This window comes from Zarconia navalis LEGE 11467 (assembly GCF_015207075.1).
In the GTDB taxonomy this organism is placed as follows: Bacteria; Cyanobacteriota; Cyanobacteriia; order Cyanobacteriales; family Geitlerinemataceae; genus Zarconia; species Zarconia navalis.
Genome location: NZ_JADEXN010000021.1, coordinates 1 through 19,929 on the forward strand (window position 1 = coordinate 1; position 19,929 = coordinate 19,929).

Below are 19,929 nucleotides of genomic sequence, written 5' to 3' on the forward strand. Positions count from 1 at the left end.
GATGAGCGTAGACCAATTTATCGCGGCATTCGATCGCGACGTTCCCGCGTCTCCCCCAGAAGCCTTACCCATCATCACGTTCAACGATACCGTCACCTTTCACCTCAACGGCAATACGATACGTACCGTCCACGTCGAACCCGCCCACACCGATGGAGATTCGATCGTCCATTTTCGCGAGGCGGATGTGATGCATTTAGGGGATGTGTACTTTAATGGGTTTTACCCGTTTATCGATGTGGGTAGTGGGGGTTCCATTAATGGCATGATTCGTGCCGTGGAAGCAGTATTGCCGATGGTGGGCGATCGCACTCAAATTATCCCCGGACACGGCCCTCTTTCCAACGGTGCAGAATTGTTAGTCTATCGCGATATGCTGGTGACCGTGCGAGATCGAGTCAACGAGGCGATCTCGGCGGGAATGACGGTAGACGAGTTCGTGGCATCGAATCCCACGGTTGATTTAGATGAAATGTGGGGCGATGGATTTCTCTCCCCAGAAGCCTTTTTACGGATTGTCTACGAAGATTTATCTCGATAAGCGATGGGTGTAATGGTAGGGGTAGTGCCCCCGTGTCTACCCCCGTTGCTGGGGTCAACCTTAACCAGAACCGCTATAAATCCCAATAAACAGAACAACCCTGACGGGATTCTCTTGAATTTTGAATTTAAGGGCGAATTTAATTTTGAATGAGAACAATTTTACCCATCATCGAACCCGACTCTAGCATCTCGTGGGCGGCGGCAGCTTCGGCGAGAGGAAAGGTTTTATTCAAGTGAATCTGAAGTTTGCCATCATCGATTAACCGGGTGCATTGTTGCAAGATTTTTCCCTGTCGTTCCTGTTCTTCAACCAGGTTTTGCAACATCGGCGTTAGCATTAATTCTAGGCTAATCCTCAAATTGCGCGATCGGGCAATTTTTAAGTTGCCCAACTTAGCATCGGGTTCGAGAATCGTCACCAAATCTCCGTATACTTTCACCGCCGGACAGGTTTGGAAAAAGGTTTCGCCCCCCACGGTATCGAATGCCACATCCACTCCTTCTCCATTTGTCCAGTCAAGTACTGCCCGATCGAAATCCGTTTGTTTGTAGAGAACGGGCAAATCCGCCCCCAACTGACGCACGAACTGCGCCTTTTCCTCGGAACCGACGGTAGTACAGACCTTTGCCCCCAGGAGTTTGGCCAACTGAATGGCGACGTGTCCCACCCCACCAGCCCCGGCATGAATCAGAACCGTTTGTCCTCCGTGCAATTTAGCGCGATCGTACAGAGATTCCCAGGCAGTAATCAGAACGAGGGGGGCGGCAGCGGCTTCGGCAAAGCTGAGGCAGGTGGGTTTGCGGGCGACGCAATGCTGTTCGACGACAGCAAGTTCGGCGTAATTCCCCCTCGGGCCTCCCAGACCGCCGTTGCAGAAATATACCTCGTCCCCCACTCGAAATCGATCGACACTCAAGCCAACCGCTTCGACAATTCCCGCCCCATCACAACCTAAGATATGAGGAGTTTTGTCGGGATAGAACGTACCTCGGCTGCGGACTTTTGTATCGATCGGGTTAACTCCAGCCCCACGCAACCGGACGAGAATTTCGGTATCGGCTTGAATTTTCGGGTTGGGAATTTCCTGAAGTTGCAGGACATCGGGATTCCCGGCAGCAGTCATGACAACGGCTTTCATTTTTGGACTCGATCGCTTTTTATGAGATACATTGTCTCACAGCCACGATCGCCAACTACAACCGTAAGAGTTAGTCGAGAAACTCGATTGAATTAACGTAGGATTAAAACGGGCTAGGAGGGATTCGAACCCCCGACACCGTGGTCCGTAGCCACGTGCTCTAGTCCACTGAGCTACAAGCCCTTGCTCTGTGGTGGTTTTTAACCAACCTCGATATAATACCACATCTAAAAGCACGATGCAAAACCAAAATTCTCAATCTTTCCCGACCCATATAGATGCCGCCGGAGATGCCCGGATGGTGGATGTTTCGGCAAAGTCTCCCACCGTTCGCGTTGCCACGGCCGAGGGTCGAGTCCGCATGGAAGAAACGACATTAAAGGCGATCGAAGCGGGGAACGCACCAAAGGGGGATGTCCTAGCCACGGCGCGGCTGGCGGGGATAATGGCGGCCAAGCAAACGGCCGGGTTGATTCCCCTGTGTCATCCCTTACCGCTGCAAAAAATTGACGTGCAAATCGTTGCCGATGACCAGTTGCCGGGGTATCAGATTCAAGCCACGGTGAAAACGAAGGCAGAAACGGGGGTAGAAATGGAAGCCCTCACCGCTGTTTCTGTTGCGGCTCTGACTCTGTACGATATGGCCAAAGCCCTGGAAAAGTCGATGGAAATCGAAGGGATTCGGCTGGTGCGCAAGACTGGAGGCAAATCGGGGGATTATCGGCGATCGTAGCGGAACGAGGTCACCATGACTGACAAAAGCTCCACGTGTTGGTACGCTTCGGAGTAGGGGGATTGCCCCTATAAAATCACCCGTCAAAACTAACTAGTGTGGCCGAGTACTAGCGGTCATCACTGTTTCCAAGATTTTGTCGAGTCAACCCGAGTTGAGGGGGAACGCTGCTGTAAAACTTTCAGCCCCCACTCGTAAAGCGATCGTCCCAGAGTCGGTTCGGCGATCGACCAAGCGGGATCGCATACCATTTTTAGTGCTTCGTGCATCCGTTGCATCAAACCGAGGTATGGAGGGCGAGTAAATTCGATCGGCCAGCCATTCTTCGACCAAACCAACAGAATCTCGTCGAAGGGTACGGTTTCGGTTTTTTGGAGAATAATGGTGCGGGTGTTGCAAATATTGTCAAACAGTCGATCGACAGCTCCAGTTTGGCTGCGTCCGGTGACCCTCAGCCATGTATCGACGAGTCGTTTGAGTCCCGGCTGATAGCTATTGCCAAGATGGTTGAGGTACTTCGGTCTGGAAACGTAGCCTTTTTCTAGCCACTTCTGTTCTTTGTACTGAAGGTATAGAAAGCGCTCCAAGATACGAGCAAATTGGAGAAAGGCTTCGGGAGAGTCGTTATTCTTGAGAAGTAAGTCCATCAGAAAGGTGGCTTCCCAAGCTTGAGATTCGGGGCGAGTGCGAAGCTCTTCGAGTTGTTGCTGCCAGTGCCTGACGCGTTCGGGGGTCGCCAGTTCGGGTAACTGAGGGGAATTCAACCAAGCTTCGAGACTGTCCGTGCTCGAATGGAGAACGGACAAAGAAATTTTTCCCTGTTTCCATCCTTCTAACTGTCGGGCTAAATTGCCGAGTAATCCCCCGTAACGCAGGGGATGGTAGCTCAAAGCGATCTGAGCTTCCTTAAAATCGCCTCGTTCCCAAGCTGCAACGATTCGCGATCGCTCCCAAGACCAACCATAATCCCCAACGAGGTTCGCACGATAGGCGATCGACTTTAGGGTGGCTTCCTCTTCAAAGGGGTTTGGAAGGATGGGGGTAAAGTCGATCGCCCTACCGTGACGGGAGAGAGCCACCACACACTGGGCGCAAGCTCGATCGATCGCGCTTTCGCTTCCCCGACTTTGAATTGCCAGAACTAATCCATCGGATTCTGTGGACTTTCCAGTAGAAGGCAAAGCCCGCGGCAGTACTTTTTCTTCGAGTTCCTGGCGAATCCCGGCTTCGTCGTCAAGAAGCGCCGATAGCGCTACCACTTCTACCGCCAGTTGAGGGAAATCCCCACGCACTTTACCCGCCATTAAATGAGCCAGTGCGATCGTATCTCGATGGCTCAGAGGATAATCTGAGGGTCGTTCGGTTCCCCATAAAATCAAGCGTCCGAGTCCGCTGCGAACGCTATCTCGAAGAATGGGTTCGTCGAGCATAAGTTCTACGGCGCTAAAATCTCCCGAGAGGCGATCGCGACAATGACGGTAGTATTGTCGGCTCAAATCTCGCAAGGTGAATTTTGAGGTGTCGGTTTCAAATTCTCGCGCAAGGGGATGTTTCGATCGCCCGTCGCCATCTCCATCAAAATAACGTACGATTCCATCTTGAGTGCGCCAACCAATTTGACGCGCTCCCACGGCAATTATCAGGGCATCCACTCGACTCAACATGGGAGTTGCAGATGAGATTTCATCGGGTCGATTTTCGTTCATAGACCTAAAGTATGGGGACGGCGAACGGTATTGCTCAGCAACGGACATGAGGAATGGAGCCGGTCGATCTCACCCCACATACTTCGCCGAAAGTGCAAGTTGGCAAAAGTCGCGTATCCGATCGGGTCTCGATCTGGCATGGAGGTTCTAAGGCTTTGAAAGACCCTCCCGGCTGGGTCTCCGCCTCGATCGAGATTTGAGTATTCCACCCCAATTATTTTGACAGATCTCGGTCGAACCCACGTACGGACACTGCCCGAATTTAAGGTGACTGAGGATGGGGCGATCCCGAAAAGTTCCCGATGGTGATGGGAGCGTTCTGACAACGAGAAGGAGCGATCGCATCTTGAGATTAACTTCCCATAACCCTTGTCATGGCAAGGTTTCATATGATTTAGTAAAAATATCACGTATCTGCTGAAGACAACAAATTATTTGCGATCTCGTTGGGTTGTTGCACTTAAAGCAGACCCGAACTCCCCCACGAGCAAGCATGGGAGATAGTGCGCTCGATCGAGGAAAGGGGAAAAGAAATCAAAAGAAAAGCCTCGCGACGATCGCGTAATATAGCTCTATTTCATTCGTAAATATACAAGTTCGTCGTTCCATATCTCGATATTCATCCAAGACATCCGCTGATGCTGGATGAGTTTCCGTGCCAGACTTGAAATTTTTCGATAATCTTTTATGACTCAATCTTTCTCGTACCCCAATAAGTTGATTCGATCGCTTTCAAATATTCTTGCTGAGAAACGCTTTTCTTACGGAAAAAAAGCAAAAGAACAGTTGAGCGATGTCGAAAAACCGATTACCAGCGCTTCCCCCGAAGTGCAACAAATTATCGAACGCGTTCTCCAAGCAGAAAAAGATCGACTCTACACGCAAAACTCTCGGGGAATTAACGATGATATTTTGAAAATTATTAACGAAGAGATTCCAGAATGAAATTAACATCGATTAAATTTTTTAACTTTCGTCAGTTTTACGGTGAAACACCCGATGTATTGATTTCAGACGGTTCAAAAAATACAACGGTCGTTCACGGTAATAACGGAGCGGGCAAAACCACTCTCATGAATGGATTTACCTGGGTCTTTTACGAGAAATTAAGTCCTGATTTTGCCTTGCCCGAAGAATTGGCAAACAAACGCGCGATTGCCGAATCTAACGGCGAGACGCCCGTGACTTACTGGGTAGAAGTGGTGTTCGAGCATGATGGTCGATGCTATCAAGCCAAACGGAGATGTCGAGCTTATAAAAACAAATTGAGTATCGAACAAGGGGAAAGCCAGTTAACCCTGCAAGTCGCCCGAGAAGATGGTCGGTGGATGCTACCGCCAGAATCTTCTGAAGATATCATCTCGCGAATTCTACCTGAAAGTTTGTATCCCTATTTTTTCTTTAATGGGGAGAGAATTGAAAAAATTGTTCGAGATGATAAAAAATCAGAAATTGCGACGGCAACGAAGGAACTGTTGGGCGTTGAAGTGATTATTCGAGCCATTCGCCATTTGGGAGAAGCTAAAAAATCCTTAGAGACCCATTTACGAGGCATTGGTAATCCCGAAACCCAAAATTTACTTCGGCAGAAGCAGACACTCGAAAACGAACTCGTTGCCCTCGATCGAAGGAAAAAGGAGATTGAGGAAGAATTAACCGATCGAGCACAGATCAAAAAAACACTCAGCGGGCGTTTGATAGAGCTAGGCGGGGCTGAAGAGCTACAACGCTTGCGAAACGAACTCGAAACCCAAGCAACCACAATTAAGGAGCAGTTAGCATCCGATCGCGCTCGACTCGAACAGTTGATTTCAACCCAAGGATATAGTATTTTCCTCGGAAATCTCACCGCACAATTTCGCAGCACCATCGAAGGATTGCGAGAACGGGGAGAGTTGCCGGCGGGAATCAAAAAACAGTTCGTACTCGAATTGCTCGATCGCCAAAGCTGTATTTGCGGTGTGCCACTTCGACCCGAATCTGTCGAGTACGATCGCGTCCGCAGTTGGATGGAAAAAGCGGGAGTGGCGGCAGTGGAGGAAACCGCCATTTGGATGAACGGTCAAGTGGATGAAATCGATAAACAGGCGGCAAACTTTTGGCAGGAAGTCGATCGTCTTTGCGATCGAATCGATCGCGATCGGACAAAGCTTTCTCGCCAACAGACCCAGTTAGAAGATGTAAAAGAGAAACTGCGCAACTTTCCCGATGAAGATATTCAGCAGTTACAAAAGCAACTGGATTCGGCAGATAAACGATTGAGCAATTTGAATCGAGAGACGGGTTCCAACCAGCAACTCATCGATAGCTTGCACGCCCAAGTCAGTCAGTTGGAGAAACAAGTAGATAAGCAGCGGATGAACGAACGACGGCAAGTTTTAGCCCAACGACGGATTGCGGCGGCCCTGGATGCGATCGAACGGTTGACGACGGTGCGAAGGTTGCTAGAGCAAAAGTTTCGCATCTCTCTTGAAAAACGGGTACAAGAACTGTTCGCTCAAATTTCCTTTACCCCCTATACGCCTAAGCTCAATCAAAAATACGAGTTGACATTGGTGGAAAATACTGCTGGCATCGAGTCGAATGTGGCAGCTTCCACAGGAGAAAATCAAATCCTCAGCCTTTCTTTTATCGGCGGAATTATCGATGGAGTACGCGAGTGGAGTCAGAAAAATACGTTGATGGGTCCCGATAGCAGTACCTTTCCCGTGGTGATGGATTCCCCTTTTGGCAGTTTGGATGAAATATATCGCCGCCAAGTGACTAAATGGATTCCCCAACTCGCCAATCAGTTGGTGGTGTTGGTTTCCAAAACTCAATGGCGGGGAGAATTTGCCGAAGAAATTGCCGATCGTGTCGGTCGAGAATACGTGCTATCCTACAACTCCTCTAAACCCGATTGCGAAGAAGATTCCATTGAATTGGGAGGAGTCTCCTACCCTCTGGTCCGTCGCAGTCCGAACGGGTTTGATTATACGGAAATTATTGAAGTCGAACGCTAGGTTTTGAAGGGGAGGCTTTGGAGACTTGGGGAAGAGAATTAAAAATTAATAATTACCAATTCAGACTCCCTTATCTTCCTTGTTTCCATCTGATATCAGATATCTGATATCTAACTTCCCATACCATTATCGTGACCGTAAGCTTGCCAGGCTAAATCTACAAGCCCGTTAAGAATCGCCACTGCCACGACGGCAGATCCCTTGCGTCCAGCGCTGCGAATGTGGGGAACCATCGAATCGTTGAGGCGTTCTTTGACCACATCCACTCCTTCAAAACCGGCTGGAGTGGCGACAACTAGGGCCGGTCGAATTTCTTCAGCTTCGATCAACTCCACCAAGGAGGCGAGGGCTGTTGCCGCTTGACCGATGACGAAGATAGCTTCGGGATAACGTCTGGCTAAAGTTTCGATGCCCCAGGCAGCACTGGTTTTTTCCTTCTGCGGTCGGGTCAGGGTTTCCATACTGCAATAGACGGGATTGGCAAAGGTGGTTTGAATGTGAGGGGCAATTCCGACCTGAACCATGGGAACATCGACGACAATTGTCGTTCGGGCGGCTAGGGCTGCCGCCCCCGCTTGCAAAGCCGAATCCGATAGCCGAATCAGAGACTTGTACTCAAAGTCGGCGGTATTGTAGATAACCCGACGCACGATCTCGTATTCTGCCGGAGAGAAAATGTGCGAACCGATTTCGCGATCGATGACTGCCAGACCTTGGGCATCTGAGACGTGCCATTCCATGTTGACTGGGGGTAAGTGACCAGAAGGATGGGCGATCGGGCAAGGCCCGATTTTTGCGCTCGAAGACCGGTATATTTAGCTAAGTCGAGAGAAAAAAACACCCGTGACGGATGCTTTCCCGAACTGAAGTCTCGTCGCGCAAAAGTATCAGCTATCAGCTTACCAGGTCTGTGCCCCGGTCGAGTGTTTTCGAGGTTGCAGTCGCGATGTTTAAGTCTCCGATTTCGGAGATTGTCCGAGTTGGGGAGTTAGGTAAGCCACTAAGGCTCCCAATGCAAAACCGAGAATGTTTCGAGAGAGGGGCAGCCAGTCGGAAGTGCGGGTGATGACCGGACCGATACCGAAAGCAATGAAAAGTATTCCCCACAGCGGAGAGAAAATCAAGGCCCACTGCCAGGCAACGATTGTGTCGTTGCGGGGCTGAGCGGCAAAGCCCAATACGAGACCCCCGAGGAGAGAGGTAATCAACGTTAAAATCCACTGCTCTCTGGGCAGTCCGGGAACCACATTGCATCCCCCGTCTCGCAGACAGCCTTCCACAGATTTCAAGGACTGGAGGATGGATTGGTCTTCGCCGTTATCGCGGACGAAGAATTGGTTGCCGTAGCGGGTTTGCAACTCGATCCAGAAGGTTCTCGGCAGGAGGGGATAGACGGCATCCCCCACATTAAAACCTAGGAGATTCCCCCCACGTTGGTCGGCAATGAGCAGCACGCTTTTATCATCTAAACCCCAAAATTGTTTCACCGCCCGACCGGGGGTGCGATCGAACTGGGTGAGAACTCGCAGCTTGAAACCCGTTTCCGCTTCTAGCTTGTCGAGATCCGCGATTAACCGTTTTTCCTGGGACGAAGTCAGAGCTTCGGCTAGGTCGATAATTGGGGTAGGGGTATCTGGGAGCAATTCCGGGTTATCGAAGGCGTAGGCTGCCGGTGCGATTGCCCAGACGGATAAAGCAATTCCGAAAACGGCTAGAGAGGCGAAAAGCCGATTAAATAAGCGATGCTGCATGGTTTTACCGATAGAACTCGATCGACAGTGGATAGATTACGATTGATTTTAAATTTTTAATGTATTTTAACTGACGGCTCATATTCGTTACATTTGTTTACTCTACTCTAAGCTCCACCCGATCGTAAAGACGAATTCGGAATTCGGAATTGAAGAGGATATGGGGAGACCCGGTAGAATGAGGCGATTGCAGCCCAACTAGAAGCGTTAACCCCCCCATTGAAGACAAACTCGATTCCAAAGACTCGTCGTCAGTCTTCCGAAAGCGTACAGTTTGCCCGTCGTTAATTTGAACGCATTTGGGTTGCCGACAGCTCCACCCTCGCTTCCTTAAATGGTACTTTGATAATTTTTGACCCCTTGCGGGGCTGAAACCTTTGCTGAGACTAGAATTTAGGTCAAGCCTCTAAAAATGGCCCAAACCCCTGTGGTTGTCAGTTTTTTATAATTTCAACCTACAATCCTTGCTGCATAAGGGTTTGAGGCAAAAATAACACCCATTTTTGTCAAAGTACCATTAAGCCCTTCCTTTCCCAAACTCACCCCAAAACCCGCATTAAAATTGGCGACCCATTCCATAAAAGAACGAACAATAGCTGCTCGATCGCATTTTCGTGCAGGCTCGATCTCGCGATCGAGCGAATTTGAGTTCGGATATCTTCAGTTCAACTTACATACTTCCAGTCCAACTAAAAACATAAATAATCGTAATAACGACACAAATTAACACTTTTTGAATTGGAATAAAAACAGGGAACTTCAGATTTTATTGTCTCGTCGAATTGGATAGAAAGCGACAAAAAAATGACTTGATTCTATTTTAAATGAGCAATTCAATATTGAACCTCTAAAACTTAAAGCAATATCTTTAGTTTTAGGGAGATTCAAGCCATTTAGATAAACCCTCTCTCTCTGTAGAGACTCTAAAAGTTGAAATATAGTAGAGATAGAAGACTAGAATCGAGACAATTCGCTCCCATCGCTCCAGAAATCTTACAAATTATTTCATCCCGATCGACTCCAGATTTACTATGAAAGCAGCTCGTAAACTCCAATGGCTCATTCTCGGAGAAACCCTATTTCTCGCGTTGAGCTTCCTACATTCTCCAAATTATGCTCTGTCTAACCCAGGGCTGCAAACTGTCTCGGCGACCTCCCTTCCCACCGAGATTCAAGTGGTGAAGCACCAAAAAACCTCCCACCTCAAAAAGAGCGTTCCTGTCGGCAAATCTCGCAATCTAGAATCCACGACAACAAAGCCAGCACAACTGGCTCGAACGTCTCTTCTCGAAGAACGAGGTGCTTTAGAACGGGGAGACGATCGATTACCCCAGGACAATAGTTATTACGATGTACACGAATTTGAAGGTCGCGCCGGCGAATCGGTGACGATTCGGCTCGAAAGTCGGGATTTCGATACCTACTTAATTCTTGTCGATCCCGATAACGAACCGGTGGCAGAAAACGATGATGCCACCGAAGGTAACAGCAACTCAACTCTGAGTGTCACCCTACCTAAAGACGGAACGTATTTGGCGATTGTAAATTCCTACGACTCGAGGGGAGAGGGACGGTACACCATTAGTGTCAGCGGCGATCGCAACACCGTTACCGCTCGCGAAAAGCCCGTTCCCAACCAGAATAACAACCCAAGTAACTCCAATCGCCCCGTTTCCCTCGATGAGGAAGATCGAATCATCGCCCAGGCCGATCGACTTTACCTCCAGGGCAACCGCCAAGAAGCCGAGCGCCTCTACCGTCAAGTCAAGCCCCCCTTTGCCAACGAGCGCGATCGCTCCTCCGTTTCCGCTCTCATTAGCGATCCCTCGCAACTCTCCGTCGCCGGTCAAGTCTACTGGCGCAACGCCCAGGAAGGTTGGGCGAACGGGCGAGAAAGCCAGGTAGAAGAAGCCCTAAAGCTGTTGGCAGAAGAGGCCCCGAATTTTGCCCCCGCTCAGGCTTTTGCGATCGAGGCAGACATTGAAGACGGTAATTTAGAAGACGCGATCGCCCGTTTGGAAGAACTGACGACGCTGTTCCCCGAGTCCCCAGAATTTGCTCGGTTGCGGATCCGGGCACTGGATGAAGACGGTCAAGATCTCGAGGCTTCCATCGCCGCTCGTCAATTTGCCATTTTCAATCCCAATAGTCCCGAAGCCCCAGAATTTATCGCCATCGCCGACGATAAACTCGGTGATTTTCGATCGGGCGTGCGGGAAAAAATGGCACTGCGGGGTTTGGGTGGACTCGCTGTGGGTGTCCTCACTGGCAACACTCAATCTTCCGTGGTTCAAGGCATCCAATTGGTGCAAATCGTTGCCATGGGAGAATCGGGTTTGGGCGAGCAGGTCGCCGAACAGGTGAAGCGACAAGCCACCTTGGTTGAAGATGCCGTCGTTGTGGACTACATCGACGAAATCGGTCAAGATGTGGCGCGATATATGGGACGGGATGAATTCGACTACGAGTTCTACGTCATCGAAGACGACTCTTTGAATGCTTTTGCCCTACCCGGCGGCAAGATTTTCATCCATACCGGTGCGATTACTCGCGCCAACACCGAAGCGGAACTGGCGGGATTGCTGGCCCACGAAGTCGCCCACGCGGTTCTCTCCCACGGCTACGAAGGGGTGATGACGAATCTGTTACTCTCCAACGTCGGCCGGGAAATTCCTCTGGGGAATATTCTCAGCACTCTGGTGAGTTTAGACCACTCTCGCTCTCAGGAAACCCAAGCCGATATCCTGGGCACTCGCGTCCTCAACAGTGCCGGTTACGCCGCCGATGGATTGCGGAATCTGATGGCAACGTTATACGAAGAACACGGATCGCGGGGCCCGAGTTTCCTCTCCACTCACCCTGCCAGCGACGATCGCGTGGAATACATGGAAGAACTCATCGGGCGCAACGGCTACAATCGCTATGCCTTTGAAGGAGTAGAGCAATTGGCTCGGATTCAAGCGCGATTGCGTTAAGCCATCGGTTGAGGGGAGATGCGGCCAGAGCGAACGGACAAGGGATAATTGATGAGTGATTCTTCTGTCTCGAATTCAATTGCGCTTGCGAATTTAAACCTCTCCCCATCCCCTCTCACACCGTGTTTCAAGCTACCCGCCGTCGCCTTGCCATTTGGTACACCACCGTTACCGCCATTTTGCTACTTTTGTTTGCTACGGGGGTTTATCTTTACGTGCGTCAAACCTTGATCGAACGCATGGATGACACCCTGAAGCACGTTGTTGAAGTGGTGGAACGATCGCTGGTGGTCGAACCCATACAACCAATGACCGATCGGTATCGCGTCAATATTGAGGCGAGTTTTCGCGATAATGCCGAAACCTTAGATGACGATCGCATCGATCTCGAATGGTTTGATGCCGCTGGGGAGCTAGTTTGGTCGACCTTCAAGGAACCCCTACAAATTCCCCTCCAATTTAGCCGCAACGGTAACACGGTCTACCCTCCCGTTGACAAGTCCGATGAAACCTATCATTTTGGTGCGTTGCGTCAAGTGAGCGATCGCGTTGAAGTCGATCTCCAGGTACTGGGCTATTTGCGCGTCAGCCATCCCTGGTTTGAGGTGACCAAACCCAGCCGTCAGTTTATTTGGGATTTGTGTTGGGGCATCAGTCTGATGCTGGTGTCGGTGGCGGTGAGTGGTTGGTGGCTGTCGGGGAAAGCCATGCAACCTGTAGGCGAGTCCTACGGGCGTTTGAAACAGTTTACTGCCGATGCGTCCCATGAATTGCGCTCTCCTATCTCGGCCATTCAAACCAACGTCCAAGTGGCTCTGGCCGATCCGGATTTAGCCTCCGGGCCCTACCGCAGGCAACTACAAGCGATCGAACGCCTGACGCGCCGTCTGGGACGCTTGGTAGACGATTTATTATTTCTGGCGCGGCAAGATAGCGGCATCGTGGTTCCCCAGCAGCAGTTGGTCTTTCTCGATGCGTTATTGGTGGAAGTCGTAGAAGAATTACAGGCGATCGCCGCTGAAAAAGAAGTTGCCCTCTGTTTGGAGATAGTTCCCCCCTCGCATCTAGATGAGTTTGCCCTCGATGACATCGATCGGGCTTTTGCTTTGTGTGGCGATGAAAATCAATTAGCCCGACTCTTGACAAATTTAATCGAAAATGCATTACAGTACACCCCCACCGAGGGCAGCACGATCGTCACTTTAAAATGTCTTCTTGCTGCGAGTAAAAGCAGCACCCATCGCGATGCCCGTCACTTGCAAGTGACGGTGAGCGATACGGGAATTGGCATCCCCGAAGAGGCGATCGAGCGAGTGTTCGACCGATTTTACCGAGTCGATCCCGCCCGCAGCCACGGCATGAAAAAATTTAGCCCATCGACTTCCACCGGCTCCGGACTGGGACTGGCGATCGCCAGTGCGATCGCCACAAGCCACCACGGTCTGATCGAAATTTCCAGCCAACTGGATCTCGGAACGACCGTAACCGTGACGCTGCCAAGCGGACAGGAGTCTGCATAGATATTAGATATCCGCACGCTCGAAGACAAAATGTAGAGCGGGCGATCTTCGGTCAATTTCTCCCAAAACCGACAAGTACTGTGGGAGTGAACCTGTTATATAATAAAGGTCTGAAATTTTGATTTTCGCTACAGGGTTAGATTGGTTCTCAACTGAGTCTCCCGTACGCAGAATCGTTAGAGATAAAAGCTGGAGGCTTTTTGAATGTCAATCTATGTGGGTAACCTCTCTTACGAAGTAGAGAGCGACGACGTACAAGATGTTTTCAAGGAATACGGCACCATCAAACGAGTGCAAATTCCGACCGATCGCGAAACCGGTCGCCCTCGCGGGTTTGGTTTTGTCGAAATGGAAACTGAAGAAGAAGAAGCCGCTGCCATCGAAGCCCTCGATGGTGCCGAGTGGATGGGCCGCGTCCTCAAAGTTAACAAAGCCAAGCCTCGGGAAAATCGCGGTGGTGGCGGCGGTCGGCGTTATTAAAGCGCCAACGGCAGTCTAGTTAACTTTTCTGGCTTTGGCAACATTACCAAGAGCCGCTGATGGGGATAATTTTAAGTTTCCCCATCTTTAATATTCTGAGTTGTTTAACGTTCAATTGATTTTCAAGGAGGATAAGTATGACCCAAGTCATCCCAGGTGAAAACGAACCCCTGGAGTCTACTCTACGTCGATTCAAGCGCGAAGTATCTAGGGCCGGGATTTGGGCAGATATGAAAAAAAATCGCCATTTTGAGACCCCGATCGAAAAGCGTAAGCGTAAAGCTTTAGCACGCCGCCGGAAGAAGTTTCGCCGCACTCGCAGAACGATGGCTGGGTAGCCACATTTTTCATTGGGCGCGATCGAGGAACGGACTGGTCAGACATTGTCTTGGGTCTCCTCGATCGACATTTGGAAATACCCCATCGCCACGCACGATCGGTTGATGTTGATTTTAACCCAACGATTTTCCGCAAATCCCCAAAGAATTGTCCCTTCTACCCTGTTGCTGACGGCTGACGAACGAACTCGCAGTCGTCGTCAAGTTCGAACTGACGGAGGGGAAGTCGCTCACCTGCGACTTCCAAGGGGGACGGTTCTGCGCGACGGGGATTTGCTCAAACCCGACACCGGGGAAATTTGGGTTCGGGTACTCGCTAAACCCGAATCCGTCTTCACCATCAAAGCAACGACCGCCCTCAAACTTTTACAAGCCGCTTACCATTTGGGCAATCGCCACGTCCAGCTCGAAATTCATCCCACTTACTTGCGCCTTTCTCCCGATCCGGTATTAAAGCAAATGCTCGAACAGTTGCAGGTGGAGATTGTAGAAGAAGTCGTGCCGTTTCAACCGGAAATCGGCGCTTACGGACATCATCACCATCGCTCTTCGAGCAAGTGATAAGTGATAAGTAAATTGTTTTTGAACCCCCTAATTTTTAGCCCAGGTCAAACTTATGACCGATCGCTTAAAACTTATGATTTGCGAATCTTAGATGTCACACACTGCGCCCGAGGGAACTCGCGACTTTTCCCTCCTATACCTATTGCAATTGGCCAGTCCGGCATTGCCCGTTGGTGCCTATAGCTATTCCGAAGGACTCGAAACCCTCATCGAGCGCCAAACTCTTACCAACGCTGATGCGCTCGAGGATTGGTTAGAGCGAGAACTCCACCTCGGGGCCATTCGCCTAGAAGCAGCCGTTATGGTGCGTGGGTATCGCACAGAAACAGCCGGAGACCATTCGAGTTTGGCATACTGGAACCAATGGCTCTCAGCGGCAAAAGAAACTGAAGAACTGCGAAATCAAAGCTGGCAGATGGGTCGTGCCTTAAGTCAATTGGCAGTCGCCCTACACCCCACCGTTGATGCCACCCTATCTGCATCGGGTACGCCGTGCAATTTCGCGATCGCCTTCGGGATTATCGCCGCAGGCTGGCAACTCGACGAGCGATCTGTACTGCTGGCCTATCTGCAAAGCTGGGCAACCAACGCCATCGGTGTGGGAGTCAAATTGATTCCCCTCGGTCAAACCATCGGGCAACAGCTCCTGGTTCGACTTTACCCGGCGATCGATACCGCCGCTACAGAAATTTTAGCCCTCGAAGATGACGATCTCGCGAGCTGCGGTTGGGGCTTAGCCCTCGCGAGTATGGCTCACGAAACCCTCTATTCCCGCTTATTTCGCTCTTAGTAAAATGGATATTCGCAGTCGAAACTGCCAGGGAGATCGTACAAAGGACTGTACGAAAAACGATCGAACCCCCACACCGCGAGTTTCTGAAGTCGATCGAAAATTTTTTTGAATTGGGAGTTGACAACGGTCTGAGGATTCGTTAACTTAGTAAAGGCTTGAGACACAAGCCCCCATCGTCTAGAGGCCTAGGACACCTCCCTTTCACGGAGGCGACGGGGATTCGAATTCCCCTGGGGGTACTCAAGCAAAGCTTTAAAAAGAGAGAGTATGCTAAATGCACGCTCTCTCTTTTTTGCATTGAGACTCTATATTTGGACTTCTGGGTATAGATGAACGCAATGTCAATGGTTGCACTTATCGATCGTCGTTCTCAAATTCGTCGCGTTTTGCTTGTTACTTTGCTCTTCAACCTCTTGGTTGTAGGGTTAAAAGCCGGATTGGGCTGGTGGACGGGTTCTCTAAGCCTTCTTGCCGACGCACTCCACAGTATTACCGATAGTGCCAGCAACGTCTTAGGATTGCTGACTAACCAATTATCTTCCCCTACACCCGATCGCGAGCATCCTTACGGTCACCAAAAATTTGAGGCCCTCGGAGCACTTGGCATTTCTGCCTTTTTGGCGATCGCCTGCTTTGAAATTCTCCAAGGAGCGATCGCACGGTTATGGTTTGAAGCGCCAATAGTACGAGTCTCACCGCCTATTTTGTGGTTGATGCTCCTGGTGATGGGAATTAATATTTTTGTCGCGACGTACGAACGACGCATCGGTCAGAAACTCGGCAGTCCCATCTTAATCGCTGATGCCCAACATACTGCGAGTGATATCTGGATTACCCTCACCGTCATTGGGGGACTCATCGGAGTGCAATCCGGCTATCCTTGGCTGGATATCGTGCTGGCATTTCCCGTCGCTCTTTTAGTGTTGCGCAGTGCCTGGAAAGTGTTGCACCAAAATCTACCTTGGCTGGTGGACGAAATGGCGATCGCGCCGGAAGCCATTCAAGCAATCGTCCTTCAAGTTCCCGGTGTCATCAACTGTCACAATATCTCCTCTCGCGGTCTTGTCGGTCGTAAAGTCTTTATTGAAATGCATTTAATCGTCACTCCAGAGGATGTGGAAACCGCTCACCAAATTACCGAAGCAGTGGAAGCATCCCTGGAAGACAAATATGCTCCTACCCGCATTCTCATTCACGTCGAACCTCGAGAATACCAATCTAAGAACATTACTCCGGAGTAATGCTTCATTATCGACCGTTAACGGTCAATGCTGATTCACCGCGTTTCGAGATCTTCCGCACCCCACTATCAAAAATGGTCTTGCTGTGATTTAATTTGAGGGAAGATCGACCGTGGAGGCTATCGCCATGACCAATTCATCGCCGCCAGAACGCCCCGAACCGCGCACCAAGCCATTGAAAAAAGACGAGAAGATCGCACTGTTCGTAGCATTTGCGACCCTCGGTTCGATCTTCTTTTGGGGCTTCAACCGGGCTAAGCCAGAGTTCGATCTCGCCAAAGGCGACTCGTTGAAAACCTTAGCTCAGTCTCCAACTGAGTGGAAGTTTCCTCCGGTATTACAACCCACCACCGAGGAAGACGGTATTGCTTTGCTCGATCCCGATCGCGATCGACAAGATGCCGAGGCGATTTTAGAAGACGAGGATTTAGAAGGAACCGAAGTGGTGCCTGAAGCCGATGCAGATGAAGATTCTTTCTTTGGAACCTTAGAACCCATTGTCCCGGTACTCCCAGCAGTAGGTTTGTTAGTCGGGGAAGATGAGGTCGAAGACGAAGTGGTGACCGCGACAGATGATGTAACTCCGATCGAAACGGAAGAAGCAGCAATTGTCCCAGAAGGAGAAGCTCAAGCGCCGGTTACGCCCGAGTCACCCGAAGAAGCAACGATCGCAACGCCCCCCTCTCCCGAACTGCCCGAAGAAGAAACGCAAATCAATCCCAACTTACCCGAGCCTGAAGAACCCGTCGAATTTGCCGATGTTCCCGCAGGATACTGGGCTTTTCCGTTTATTAGCGGTCTTTCGAGCCGGAAGGCAATTTCCGGATTTGACGGCAACCCAAGAACATTTGAGCCAGATTCTCCCGTCAACCGCGCCCAACTTGCCGTCCAGATCGAAAAAATATTCGACCTGCGAGATAAGCAACCTAGAATCGATTTTGAAGACGTTACGCAAAATTTCTGGGCGGCCGCAGCCATTGGAGAGTCGAGCGAAGCCAATTTCTTGAACGGCTATCCCGACGGAGAATTTCGTCCCACTCAAACGGTTCCTCGCCTCGAACTGCTCATTGCGCTGGCCACCGGACTGGGCTTGCAACTCCCCGAAGATCCCGAGGTGGTGCTACAGCAATATCAAGATGGGGGAGACGTTCCCGATTGGGCTAAGCCAAAGATCGCTGCAGCCACTCAAGCGGGGCTAGTTGCAGGCTATCCCGATCGCAACCAACTCGAACTCGATCGCCCGGCAACTCGGGCTGAGGTGGTGGCGATGATGTACCAAGCGTTAGTGCTCAGAGGAAAAGCCGATCCCATTGAATCGGAATATCTGGTTCCAGCCAACCCTTAGTGTTGTCGGTGACCCAATGATATCAAGTTCGGATAATCACTTATAATTCCCTTCTCCGGGTCTTGGGTCATCACTCAAAGCAAGTCAGTCCTCCAATTAAGTCTTGCTGACCGAGCAATTGCTGACAACGATAGACTAATAAATCCTCCAATTCATCGAAATTTTTGGGAGAATGATTGGCGACAATCTCATTGGTTAACGGCCACAACCGTTCGGCTGGTTGTCACTAGGCGCGAATGTGAGGGTAACTCAAATAGATCGATCCCTTCAGGGATGACGACATCTTTAGCCATGTGCGATCCGGCTTGGTCTACAACCACGAGCACTCGTTTATTCTCACCCCATTGAAATTCACGAGCAAAATCTGCCAAGACTTATCCAGTCAGAGTTTTACACGATCGCACCCTCAATAACAGCACCCCCTTGACACACGATCGAACACCAAAACTTGTCACCCATGGGGGAGCTGAGCTGGAGGAGAAAGACCCCGGAGAAAATACAGAAGTGTCCGCGCCTTGAGTGGCGACGGCCACAACATGGCGGTGGCTATATATTTCTTCTCCCTGATATTTCCAGAGATCGTCTGGTGAAAGTCCAGAGATTTTCTGCAACGACATCTCTTCAGAAGCACCCTACGCTAGTTATAGATAAGGCGTTGACGGCATCAAAACGTTCGGCAGCTGTTGCGCCATTGTTCGACTGATGAGGTATCGCCATGAAATACAATTCGAGTCTGCTCGCTCCTTCCCCGCATCTGACCCAGAAAAGTTCGCACCGTTGGACTGGACTCGAAATGCCATGGCAGTGGTGGACGTTGGGTACTCAAAGTGCCATTTCTAGAACCTCTAAGCTTCACGCATCCGAATTGCTAACTCGGTATGCTGCCGGAGAACGTGACTTCAGCCAAGAGAATCTCAGGGACGAATATTTAGGTTGGGAAGATTTGATGGAAATCGATCTAAGCCAAGCCTCGCTCGAGATTGCCATCTTGGAAGGAACGAACTTGACCGGAGCCAATCTGCAAAACGCGAATCTGCGCCGAGTGGACTTGACGGCAGCGAACCTGAAAGGAGCAAATTTGACAGAGGCAGATTTATATCGAGCGGATTTGCGCGGCACGGATTTAAGAAACACTCAGTTTATCGGTGCAGATTTGATCGCAGCCAATCTCACGGGTGCGGATTTACGAGGTGCTAATCTCTCCGGTGCGAATTTGCGCGATGCCAATCTCTCCGGCGCAGATTTGAGCGGGGCGAACTTAACAGAAGTCGATTGGACGGGAGCCGATGTTACGGGGGCGGACTTAACTGGGGCGATACTACCCAACCGCCAAGTTCGTCAAGCGATCGAAAAGGCAGCTTGTGGATGGCTTGCATGACTCGACAGGCGATCGCCATGTAACGTTTGTCTACATTCGCGCCCAGTTTCCGAAAAAAAATGTGGCGGCATCGGAAAACTTAATAGGGCAGCACTTATAGCCATCGCCCAAAGCCGATCGCTGACGGCAATAAAAAGAGGGAGCATCTAACTAGCAACGGGAGCTGACGGCTCGTCGCCGAAAGCTTCGCGATCGATAAATAAATTTAGAATCCCTTCAGGTACTTACAGATGAATTCTCTGACTTCTTCTTCTAGCGTTGTGTTCGTCGATTCCCGTATGGAAATCGATACTTCTAAAGTTGCGCCGGGGACTCAAGTTGTCCGGATCGACCCCACCGAAGACGGGGTAGCCCGGATTTCCGAAGTACTCGCCGGACAGCAAAATCTCGACAGCGTGCAAATTATCGGACACGGCAACGA

General features: G+C 50.4%; 20 protein-coding genes and 2 tRNA genes. 15 read left to right on the top strand and 7 right to left on the bottom strand.

Annotated elements, in window-relative coordinates; genetic code table 11:
• On the top strand, positions 1-541 hold a 541-nt coding region (locus IQ235_RS02300; RefSeq protein WP_264319882.1), incomplete at its 5' end, for an MBL fold metallo-hydrolase.
• A 139-nt stretch (positions 542-680) separates the two neighbouring features.
• On the opposite strand, the gene IQ235_RS02305 is transcribed toward IQ235_RS02300, so the two are convergent.
• Both IQ235_RS02305 and IQ235_RS02310 read right to left on the bottom strand, forming a co-directional pair.
• Positions 681-1,682, bottom strand: a complete 1,002-nt coding sequence (locus tag IQ235_RS02305; RefSeq protein ID WP_264319883.1) for a zinc-dependent alcohol dehydrogenase family protein — start codon at positions 1,680-1,682, stop codon at positions 681-683.
• Positions 1,683-1,791: 109 nt separating this feature from the next.
• Positions 1,792-1,865 (bottom strand) — tRNA-Arg (locus tag IQ235_RS02310).
• Positions 1,866-1,920: 55 nt separating this feature from the next.
• Here IQ235_RS02310 and moaC point away from each other — a divergent pair.
• Positions 1,921-2,415, top strand: coding sequence for a cyclic pyranopterin monophosphate synthase MoaC (moaC, locus tag IQ235_RS02315; RefSeq protein WP_264319884.1), 495 nt, complete (start codon positions 1,921-1,923; stop codon positions 2,413-2,415).
• A 119-nt stretch (positions 2,416-2,534) separates the two neighbouring features.
• Here moaC and IQ235_RS02320 read toward each other — a convergent pair whose 3' ends face one another.
• Together IQ235_RS02320 and IQ235_RS02325 are read right to left on the bottom strand one after the other, a co-directional pair.
• The gene (locus tag IQ235_RS02320) at positions 2,535-4,121 is read right to left on the bottom strand and encodes a hypothetical protein (RefSeq protein ID WP_264319885.1); all 1,587 of its coding nucleotides are present in this window, start codon (positions 4,119-4,121) and stop codon (positions 2,535-2,537) included.
• Positions 4,118-4,447 (bottom strand): hypothetical protein, encoded by a 330-nt coding sequence (locus IQ235_RS02325; protein ID WP_264319886.1) that lies wholly within the window; start codon positions 4,445-4,447, stop codon positions 4,118-4,120. The genes IQ235_RS02320 and IQ235_RS02325 overlap by 4 nt, the downstream gene beginning before the upstream one ends.
• 361 nt (positions 4,448-4,808) lie before the next feature.
• Between IQ235_RS02325 and IQ235_RS02330 the strand changes: the two genes are divergently transcribed.
• Positions 4,809-5,066 carry a hypothetical protein gene (locus IQ235_RS02330; protein ID WP_264319887.1) on the top strand — a complete coding sequence of 86 codons (258 nt, stop codon included), beginning with the start codon at positions 4,809-4,811 and terminating at the stop codon, positions 5,064-5,066.
• Positions 5,063-7,123 carry an AAA family ATPase gene (locus IQ235_RS02335; protein ID WP_264319888.1) on the top strand — a complete coding sequence of 687 codons (2,061 nt, stop codon included), beginning with the start codon at positions 5,063-5,065 and terminating at the stop codon, positions 7,121-7,123. The genes IQ235_RS02330 and IQ235_RS02335 overlap by 4 nt, the downstream gene beginning before the upstream one ends.
• A 110-nt stretch (positions 7,124-7,233) precedes the next feature.
• Here IQ235_RS02335 and IQ235_RS02340 read toward each other — a convergent pair whose 3' ends face one another.
• The gene (locus tag IQ235_RS02340) at positions 7,234-7,863 is read right to left on the bottom strand and encodes a precorrin-8X methylmutase (protein ID WP_264319889.1); all 630 of its coding nucleotides are present in this window, start codon (positions 7,861-7,863) and stop codon (positions 7,234-7,236) included.
• 210 nt (positions 7,864-8,073) lie between these two features.
• Positions 8,074-8,874: a TPM domain-containing protein gene (locus IQ235_RS02345; protein WP_264319890.1), complete on the bottom strand. Its 801-nt coding sequence runs from the start codon at positions 8,872-8,874 to the stop codon at positions 8,074-8,076.
• 1,031 nt (positions 8,875-9,905) lie between these two features.
• Here IQ235_RS02345 and IQ235_RS02350 point away from each other — a divergent pair.
• The 9 genes from IQ235_RS02350 to IQ235_RS02390 all read left to right on the top strand — a co-directional run bounded on the left by IQ235_RS02350 (position 9,906) and on the right by IQ235_RS02390 (position 18,130).
• Positions 9,906-11,849, top strand: coding sequence for a M48 family metalloprotease (locus IQ235_RS02350; RefSeq protein WP_264319891.1), 1,944 nt, complete (start codon positions 9,906-9,908; stop codon positions 11,847-11,849).
• Between the two features lie 122 nt (positions 11,850-11,971).
• Positions 11,972-13,369: a sensor histidine kinase gene (locus tag IQ235_RS02355; RefSeq protein WP_264319892.1), complete on the top strand. Its 1,398-nt coding sequence runs from the start codon at positions 11,972-11,974 to the stop codon at positions 13,367-13,369.
• A gap of 204 nt (positions 13,370-13,573) precedes the next feature.
• The gene (gene rbp, locus IQ235_RS02360) at positions 13,574-13,849 is read left to right on the top strand and encodes an RNA-binding regulator (protein ID WP_264319893.1); all 276 of its coding nucleotides are present in this window, start codon (positions 13,574-13,576) and stop codon (positions 13,847-13,849) included.
• Between the two features lie 137 nt (positions 13,850-13,986).
• Positions 13,987-14,187, top strand: a complete 201-nt coding sequence (gene rpsU, locus IQ235_RS02365) for a 30S ribosomal protein S21 (RefSeq protein WP_264319894.1) — start codon at positions 13,987-13,989, stop codon at positions 14,185-14,187.
• Between the two features lie 45 nt (positions 14,188-14,232).
• On the top strand, positions 14,233-14,748 hold the full coding sequence (gene ureE / locus IQ235_RS02370; protein ID WP_319592536.1) for an urease accessory protein UreE: 516 nt from the start codon (positions 14,233-14,235) through the stop codon (positions 14,746-14,748).
• A 94-nt stretch (positions 14,749-14,842) separates the two neighbouring features.
• Positions 14,843-15,541, top strand: coding sequence for an urease accessory protein UreF (locus tag IQ235_RS02375; RefSeq protein ID WP_264319895.1), 699 nt, complete (start codon positions 14,843-14,845; stop codon positions 15,539-15,541).
• A 169-nt stretch (positions 15,542-15,710) separates the two neighbouring features.
• Positions 15,711-15,783 (top strand) — tRNA-Glu (locus tag IQ235_RS02380).
• A 105-nt stretch (positions 15,784-15,888) separates the two neighbouring features.
• A complete protein-coding gene (cdf31, locus tag IQ235_RS02385; protein WP_264319896.1) occupies positions 15,889-16,785 on the top strand; it encodes a CDF family zinc efflux transporter Cdf31 in 897 nt (298 codons plus the stop codon).
• A 127-nt stretch (positions 16,786-16,912) separates the two neighbouring features.
• On the top strand, positions 16,913-18,130 hold the full coding sequence (locus IQ235_RS02390; RefSeq protein WP_264319897.1) for an S-layer homology domain-containing protein: 1,218 nt from the start codon (positions 16,913-16,915) through the stop codon (positions 18,128-18,130).
• A 188-nt stretch (positions 18,131-18,318) separates the two neighbouring features.
• Here the strand turns inward: IQ235_RS02390 and IQ235_RS02395 are convergent, their stop codons facing one another.
• Positions 18,319-18,450, bottom strand: a complete 132-nt coding sequence (locus tag IQ235_RS02395) for a hypothetical protein (RefSeq protein WP_264319898.1) — start codon at positions 18,448-18,450, stop codon at positions 18,319-18,321.
• A 395-nt stretch (positions 18,451-18,845) separates the two neighbouring features.
• Here IQ235_RS02395 and IQ235_RS02400 point away from each other — a divergent pair, with 395 nt between their 5' ends.
• Together IQ235_RS02400 and IQ235_RS02405 are read left to right on the top strand one after the other, a co-directional pair.
• Positions 18,846-19,508, top strand: a complete 663-nt coding sequence (locus tag IQ235_RS02400) for a pentapeptide repeat-containing protein (protein ID WP_264319899.1) — start codon at positions 18,846-18,848, stop codon at positions 19,506-19,508.
• 230 nt (positions 19,509-19,738) lie between these two features.
• Positions 19,739-19,929 (top strand): DUF4347 domain-containing protein (locus IQ235_RS02405; protein ID WP_264319900.1); only part of this gene is annotated, 191 nt, incomplete at its 3' end.